Below are 298 nucleotides of genomic sequence, written 5' to 3' on the forward strand. Positions count from 1 at the left end.
TCTTGGTGGGCCTGGTGACCATCATGGCGATCGTCTACCTCGTGGGCATCTTCCGCGGCCAGTCCGCCGGCGCCATGAAGGTCGTCGCCGTGGTGAGCCTCGTCGTGGGCCTGCTCCTGGGCTACGTCACCGGCTCGGGCTACCAGATGGGCGCCCAGCCCCTGTGGAACACGCCGATGCTGCCCCTGGCCTACCTGGGCACCGACCTGGCCCTGGCCGCCGCCATCTACGGCGCGGTGACCGCGGGAGCCAAGGACGCCGGCGAGGCCGCCGGCAAGCGCTGCGCGCTGTACTGCGT

General features: G+C 71.5%; 1 protein-coding gene. It reads left to right on the top strand.

The window, feature by feature from the left end; all coding sequences use genetic code 11:
- Nucleotides 1-298 (top strand): DmsC/YnfH family molybdoenzyme membrane anchor subunit (locus tag PZH32_RS13055; protein ID WP_343074581.1); only part of this gene is annotated, 298 nt, incomplete at both ends.

The organism is Adlercreutzia equolifaciens, assembly GCF_029076695.1.
GTDB classification, from domain to species: domain Bacteria; phylum Actinomycetota; class Coriobacteriia; order Coriobacteriales; family Eggerthellaceae; genus Adlercreutzia; species Adlercreutzia equolifaciens_A.